We start from the raw sequence: 7083 nt of genomic DNA, 5'->3' as shown, positions 1-7083 counted from the left end.
AAAGAGATTTTTGAGAAAAAGAGGGATTTAAACAGTACAGTGCCAAGAACGGCCATCAAGACAATAGGTTCTGCGTATGAAAGAAGCGAAACAGCAGCCAGAAAAGAATTGATTAGTCTGTATGGCCATACACAGGGATTGGAAGATGACATAAGAAAACTGTATTCCGATGAGAAAATCTTTTTAAAAGCGTTATATGACTTTGCTGAAATATATGATCTTTGGTATATGGGGGTGAAATGATGCAGAAAATAAGAATAAAACTTATGTCTGATCTTTGCGCTGGTAACGGTGAAAGCGTTGGGTACAGTATAGATAGTGATATCTGCGCGGATAATTATGGATTTCCATATATACCAGGGAAGAGAATTTTGGGATGTCTTCGTGATTCAGCTGTACAGTTAGGAATATTTGGACTACAAGAAGCAGACAAGAATACGATTGATGAAATATTTGGCAATGAAAATGGAAAAGAAGGCAAGCTGAGCATTGGTAATGCAACTATTCCCGGTATTGATTCATTACATGATTATATTCTTGATCTTAAGAACGACGGCAAAAAAGATTACTTGATCAGGCAGTCAACTTCAGAAAAAATCATGAGATGCTACTCTTCAGTTAGAGGGCAGACGAAAATAGGCTCTGATGGAAAAGCTGAAAGCGGAAGCCTTAGATTTGTGAGGGTTTTAAATCAGTATGATCCGATAACAGGAAAAGAGCTGGAATTTGTTTGTCAGGTCAATACAAACAATCTTAATGATACAGAACGCTCATTAGTTATATCAGCATGCAAGACGCTTAATCATATTGGGTTAAACAGAACTCGTGGTTTAGGTAATGTACTAGTGATACCTGAGTTTGATAGTGATAGCTCAGAAGCGTCGCAAATAACGGTTCAAGACCATTCAACTGCTCATAATGAAAATGTCCTAATTAAATACCATGTAGAATTTGAATCACCGATTACGGTTCAGGAATATATGGAAAATGGTGCGCAGATACAGGCTCGAACGATGATAGGTCTTTTCTCAAGAATATATTTGAAAGAGCATAAAGAAGCTGACGAGATCTTTACAAAACTCTTCCTGGACGGAACGGTAAAATGGTCAGCTCTTACTCCTGTGATTAATGGGAATATTTCAACCCCTGTACCTGCTATGATGATGAAACTTAAAAATGATAGAGGAAAAATAGAGAATATTTATGCTGCAAAAGATTCCGAATGGAAGAAGAAAAAACCCAAAAGTCTCGACGGGTATTTTGCATCATTTGATAATGATAAGCGAAAGATATATATTTCTCAGCCGGAAACGCAGACAGATTATCACAACCGAATTAATGAAATTGAGAATTCCGACAGAGCTAAAAAGGGACTGTACATGCAGGAGTCACTTAAACAGGGAATGGTATATGGCGGATATGTGATTCTCCCCAAAGAGTTTATCGGAACCATAGAGAAACTATTATGTGCAGGACAATTAAAGCTTGGAAGAAGCAAGAAGACCCAATACGGAATGGCAACAATAAAAAATATTTCTATTGAGGACTATTGTCCGCAGACAATATCTGTAGAAAATGATGAACCTTTGGTTGCAATACTTAAAAGTGATCTTGTCCTTCAGAATAATGCTGTTTTTTATACGGATAATGATCATGTCAGAAAGGAAATAGCAAAAGCTTTTGACCTTAATGAAGAGGTTGTATCCGAAATGAATGATATCTGCAGATATCGTGTTCTTACCGGATATCATGGCATGTGGCAGATGCAGAAACCCAAAATCCAAGCTATCATGGGTGGAAGTGTATATTGTTTTAAAGCGAAAAAAGGAGATTATAAGTCAGAAGTCATTATAGGAGAATATCAGCAGGAAGGGATGGGACGTATTGAGCTTATGCCTGTCAGCAAGCTGGCTGAAATGGCTGATGCTTCATACGGGAGAATATCTGTTAAGTCTGGAGCAGAAGACAAGGACAAAGTCGCAGAATTTAATCACATGTTACTTTATAATGCAGCACTTGCGGAAATCCAGGAATATGCATTCAGATTCAAGAAAAAAGATGATGGTTTGTATTATAAACAGCAAATTCTTAACGATATACCTGCGGGAAGAATCAGGCAGATGCTGACTGAATCTGAAAACCTGGAAGAGCTTTACAAAATGATTGAAAGCATGAAGATAAGTGATGTCAGCAGTGAATCAGTTGGTAAAAAAGCAAAGTCTAAGGATTTAATTAAGGCGTTCTACGGTGAGGACAGAAAGTCAATTGATTTTGCAAAGATGATTGAAGATAAAAATATTTTGAATGAGATACATAACACACCTGATGTTCTTGAAAGTCTTGAACGCAGCTGGAAAGAACCGTTGCAAACATTATTGCATATGATTCATTATCAGAAAGGGAGGAGATAGTCTATGAAAAAAGTATATTATAGTCTTTCATTTGAACAGTCTTCTCCGGTTAGGATCGGGAACGGCAGACATGAGGAAAGTGATAGTGATTTAATGCTTGATGGAAGAGGTCTTCCTTTCATTCCCGGAACCAGTTTGGCCGGAATTATCAGACATCAGGCACTTTCTATGGGAATGTCGCAAGAAACAGAGAATAGATTGTTTGGAACTGTTTTACCATCTCTCAAGCCGGGGGGTGATCCAATAATAGAAAAGAGTGCTGTTATATTTGGGGATGCTGTTTTAGATAAAACAATAACCAAGGACGATATAGTGTTTGGAAGGCGAGACGGAGTGGGGCTTAATGATTGGGGTACTGCTAAGAAAACTTCCAAATTTGACTTTCAAATAGCAGAGTCCGGTTGCAGTTTTTATTCGATTATTGAGTGGACCGGAAATGACGAGCAGTATGATACAGAGATCGATGGAATAATAGAACCGATATTAAAGCATTATGTTGCAGACGGCATAATGGTTGGGGCAAGGACATCGAGAGGTTATGGGGAGTTTAAGCTTTCCGTAAAAAGACGCTTATTCGATTTTCCCAAAGATCTGAATGATTGGATTAACGCTTTTAATCCTTATGACAGAGAAAGCTTTAAAGATTCGTTTGAATTAACCGGTGAACTGAAGGGATTAGATACAGTATTAGAGATTAAATTCAGAGCGACAAGTCAGTATTCGGTTAGAGTAAATACAGCAAGGACAGAGCTGGCTGAGGATGGATCTGTTCCGGATTCGGTGCCCATGGAGAATCATAAAGGCAATCCGGTTGTTCCGGGAACGGCATGGGCAGGGGCGTTTAGGCATCATATGCGAGCATTGTTAAGAGATACCGGAATATCGGAAGATTCAGATGAAATGCTGAAGGTCGATGAGTTGTTTGGAATTGCACCAGGCTCAGGTAGTATTGGAAAATCAAAGCTTGGTTTTTCCGAAACGGAATTATTGATAAAAGATAAAGCTGCTCAGAAGAGTTCCGTAATGAGAACGGCAATAGATCGCTTTACCGCTGCACCGAGTAATACTGCACTTTTTACAAACATGGTTTATTCAGGTGGCGAAGGAACACTTAAGATCACATACAGAAAAAACAGCATAGATTATAGATACTTGGAATTACTTGCAGCATGCATATGCGATCTACATTTAGGGCTTATCACATTAGGCGGAGAAGCGTCTGTTGGCAGAGGAACCATGCAGGTAATATCTGTAAAGGCCAATGGTAATGACAAAACCGAAGGAATGAAGAGCACCATTGATAAAGGAGGCGCTCTAAACTGGCTGAAGGAGGACGATAAGAATGAATAGAGATTGGAAAAACTCAGGAGTCTGCTCGGAAGCTGAGATTTCTGAGAAAGTACATCATTGTGATTACGAATACTTTATCGCTTATCAGACTGACAGATTCCTTTCGGGATCTAAAAAGACGGGGACACTTGATGGCATCGAGTGGGGAAAACTTTTGGAGATACGCTTGTTTTCAGAGACACAGGAATTTCTTGCCAGAAGAACCATGATAGGTACCAATAATCCATTTCAGTGGAGAGTAGCTTCCGAAGAGAATCTAAAGGATGATGAATATATAATAAAATATCAGACACTTGATATTGATTCTACTCATACAAGCCGGGGGGAATCCGGAAATCTTCACTTGATGACAACCGGCGGCGGCAAATACGAGTTGCCGATAGAGGAAGATATGGCAGCTGTTAAGGTTATATCGTACATTTCATATTCAGACAAAGATGGGATGGCTTTTATCTATGATAATCGTCTTGCCGGATTCGTAAAGGAAGGGGAAGCTAATGTATAATTTTGTAAATCCATATAATTTTGTACCATTTGGAAACAGCAGCCCCAGTACAGTAAGCAAGGAAAAAACCTACCGAGGCGATATTCAGAAGGAGCTTTTATCAGGGTGGATTGATGTTACCTTGCATATAAAAACTCCGCTTATTGTTCCGGATGGAGCACATCCCAAATACTGGGATCTGAAAGCAAACAACTATAAGGGCAGTAAGAATGAATTTAGAAACCCTCGTGATATTCATACAGAATATGATTTTCTTAAGATATACAACCCTGAAACAGAGCATAAAGAATATGCGATTTCGGGAAGTGAATTGCGTGGGCTTATAAGAAGCACATATGAAACAGTTACAAACAGCTGTATGCCTTTTTTGATGAGTGATAAACCCATGAGCCAGAGAGTGCCATTGTATGGTGCTCTGAGTAAGCGCGGTCTTTTGGGATATGATGGAGAACGTTGGGTTCTTTATAATACAACCAAGATGCTTGAAGAAGTTATAGTTGTTCCCTTATATGAAGTCTCTGGCACATACTATGCAGAAACGATGGATCGGATCAGAAATAATAAAGAGAACAAAAAGCTGGATAAAAATCATAATTTCAAATATGAAATTATGAATAATCTTGATCAGATTGAAAGTGAACTTAAAAATTACATATATAAAGGTAAACAGATCGAATGCGGAGCGTTGTTTGTCAAAAACCAAAAGAATAGCAGGAAATGGGATATTAAAGTTTCGGATCAGGTAAAAGCACGTGAAGTTGATAAAAACATAGTGCACTATCTATTTATAAACTGCGATGGAATAGTAATTAAAAGCCCTACGGGAACTTATGTAAATAACAAAGGATGGCTACAGTATAATGTTCCGGTTGATACAAGTCGAATATATCATATTGCATACTTAAAGAAGAAAGATGAGGTGCACAGATGGCAGGATAGTTCTGCTAAAGGTGATGAGAATAAAGAAAAAAAGAAAGACATGCTTTATGCCGAAGCATACAAAAAGTTAAAGTCAGCACTTCATAGAGATGGAGCTGTAGGTTCTAATAATAATCCAAATAATCTTTGCAATAATAATCTGAAAGAATGTTTGGAGGACGCTTGCAATAATAAAGAAAAACTGGTACCGGTATATTATTTTATTGTCACAGATAATGAAAAAAACGAAGATATAGTATATATGTCAGGTTCCGCTGCCGGTCGTATCGCCCAAAGGAGAAAATGGAAAGATATAATTAAAGGGCACACTCCTTGTGAGAATGATTTATGTCCTGCATGCTTATTGTTTGGTACGGTAAAAGATGGAGGAATGAAAGGACATGTAAGGTTTACGGATGCTTTTATGACTAATGGTAATGAAATAAAAACGTCAAGGCATACCTTACAGGTATTGTCCACACCAAGAACGACAGCATTTGAGTTTTATTTAAAAAAACCTGTTAATAATGCGACATATTGGAATTATGATTTTTACGGCGTGACCGAATATATGGACGGTGGTAGTGAGAGTCACACAAACTATTATCATTTGGAAAATTCCATGCCAAGAGGCAGAAAAATGTATTGGCACAATGAACCTGCTAAGGATGATATAAGAAAGACCAATCTTAACAGCACCATGGAGAGCCTCGATAAAGGAAGTTTTACATTTAAAATTTATTTTGATCAGATTTCAAAAGTACAGCTTCAGGATCTTATCTGGACAATTGAACTTGGAGATAATGATGTAAACAGCAAGTATCAGCATAAGCTTGGTCATGGCAAACCATTGGGATACGGAAGCGTTAAGCTGGTAGTTGACGGCGGAAAGGTCCGTGATTTCAAGAACAAAGACAGTCAGGATGGATTTGGTTTTAAATTAAAGAATCTTTCAGAGGTAGGAGTAGATATTAATACTCAAAAGCCTTCTTTTAATACTGATTCCGAAGAAGTTAAGAAACTACTTATAATGGCAAATTCTGATACAGTTGCAACTGAAAATGTTGATTATCCACGCACGGATAAGAACCGCCCAATATATGAGTGGTTCGCGAAAAACAGAACCAATCCCAAAAGTTTATCTATTCTGCCAGAACCAGATGAAAGTAAGCTCTCCTTAGGCGAAAAGAAGAGAATTCTGAAACAAGGAGATTCTGTTGAAGTAAGATTTAACGGGTTTGCAGAAAATAAAGAGAATAAACATGTATTTGGAATATTTGTAAAACTACCTAATGGTGAGAATGCCTTATTGCATATAAGTAATGCAAAAAACAATAGGCTTCAAGAATATGAAGGAACCAAGTTTTTGGCAAAAATTATTGAAATCTCTGAAAAAAATGGTAAAAAGAGATATTCGATAACAGATAAGATCTAGCATCTAATACAATTTCATTAGTCTTCTGTTTATTATTAGGCCAGTAATTATAAGTTTATTACTGGCCTATAGTTTTAGAACTATTTATGGAAAATTGAATAAAAAAAATTCTTGAAAAAATAGATTTATTAAAGGAACGACCAATTTCTATTCTAGACCATATTTTTTTAAAAGCTCATCATATTCTAAAGAATCTATATCGCTTATTTCAGTTAATCCTGAATCCCTATATTGGTGTGGATTTTGAAAATGTTATATGAATGTATGGGATATAGTAAAAAAGATGCCTGCTGGCGCTGGTGAAGCTTAAGCCACCTTTGCTGCAGGCATCTTTTATTTTTAATGATCTCGTTACATCCTATGTGAAGCTTATGCCACTTAGACTACTTAATCATTCTGTTTGTAAGACAATTTATCAGATATCCCTCGGCATTTATATTCACAATATATTTGCTGTTGACGTC

Annotated in this window: 5 protein-coding genes; all 5 read left to right on the top strand. The window is 37.3% G+C overall.

The features are described 5' to 3' along the window. Positions 1 to 243, top strand: a 243-nt coding sequence (locus tag K6G87_RS15300) for a hypothetical protein (RefSeq protein WP_296839153.1), incomplete at its 5' end; no start/stop codon positions are given. After that, entirely contained in the window at positions 240 to 2411 is a 2172-nt protein-coding gene (locus tag K6G87_RS15295; RefSeq protein ID WP_296839151.1) for an RAMP superfamily CRISPR-associated protein, read from the top strand. The genes K6G87_RS15300 and K6G87_RS15295, both read left to right, overlap by 4 nt. A 3-nt stretch (positions 2412 to 2414) precedes the next feature. Next, complete coding sequence (locus K6G87_RS15290) at positions 2415 to 3761, top strand: RAMP superfamily CRISPR-associated protein (protein ID WP_296839150.1); 1347 nt, start codon at positions 2415 to 2417, stop codon at positions 3759 to 3761. Further along, positions 3754 to 4266, top strand: a complete 513-nt coding sequence (csx19, locus tag K6G87_RS15285) for a type III-D CRISPR-associated protein Csx19 (RefSeq protein ID WP_296839149.1) — start codon at positions 3754 to 3756, stop codon at positions 4264 to 4266. The genes K6G87_RS15290 and csx19 overlap by 8 nt, the downstream gene beginning before the upstream one ends. After that, a complete protein-coding gene (locus K6G87_RS15280; protein WP_296839147.1) occupies positions 4259 to 6619 on the top strand; it encodes a TIGR03986 family type III CRISPR-associated RAMP protein in 2361 nt (786 codons plus the stop codon). The genes csx19 and K6G87_RS15280 overlap by 8 nt, the downstream gene beginning before the upstream one ends. Positions 6620 to 7083: the final 464 nt, after the last annotated feature.

The sequence above is a fragment of the Butyrivibrio sp. genome, from assembly GCF_024699075.1.
The sequence above is the reverse complement of the archived record's forward strand: the minus strand, read 5'-3'. Positions and strand labels throughout refer to the sequence as shown.

Bases quoted from the DNA above. Each gene is read 5' to 3' on its own strand.
- K6G87_RS15295 (WP_296839151.1), top strand. From the start codon at position 240: ATGATGCAGAAAATAAGAATAAAACTTATGTCTGATCTTTGCGCTGGT.
- K6G87_RS15290 (WP_296839150.1), top strand. From the start codon at position 2,415: ATGAAAAAAGTATATTATAGTCTTTCATTTGAACAGTCTTCTCCGGTT.
- csx19 (WP_296839149.1), top strand. From the start codon at position 3,754: ATGAATAGAGATTGGAAAAACTCAGGAGTCTGCTCGGAAGCTGAGATT.
- K6G87_RS15280 (WP_296839147.1), top strand. From the start codon at position 4,259: ATGTATAATTTTGTAAATCCATATAATTTTGTACCATTTGGAAACAGC.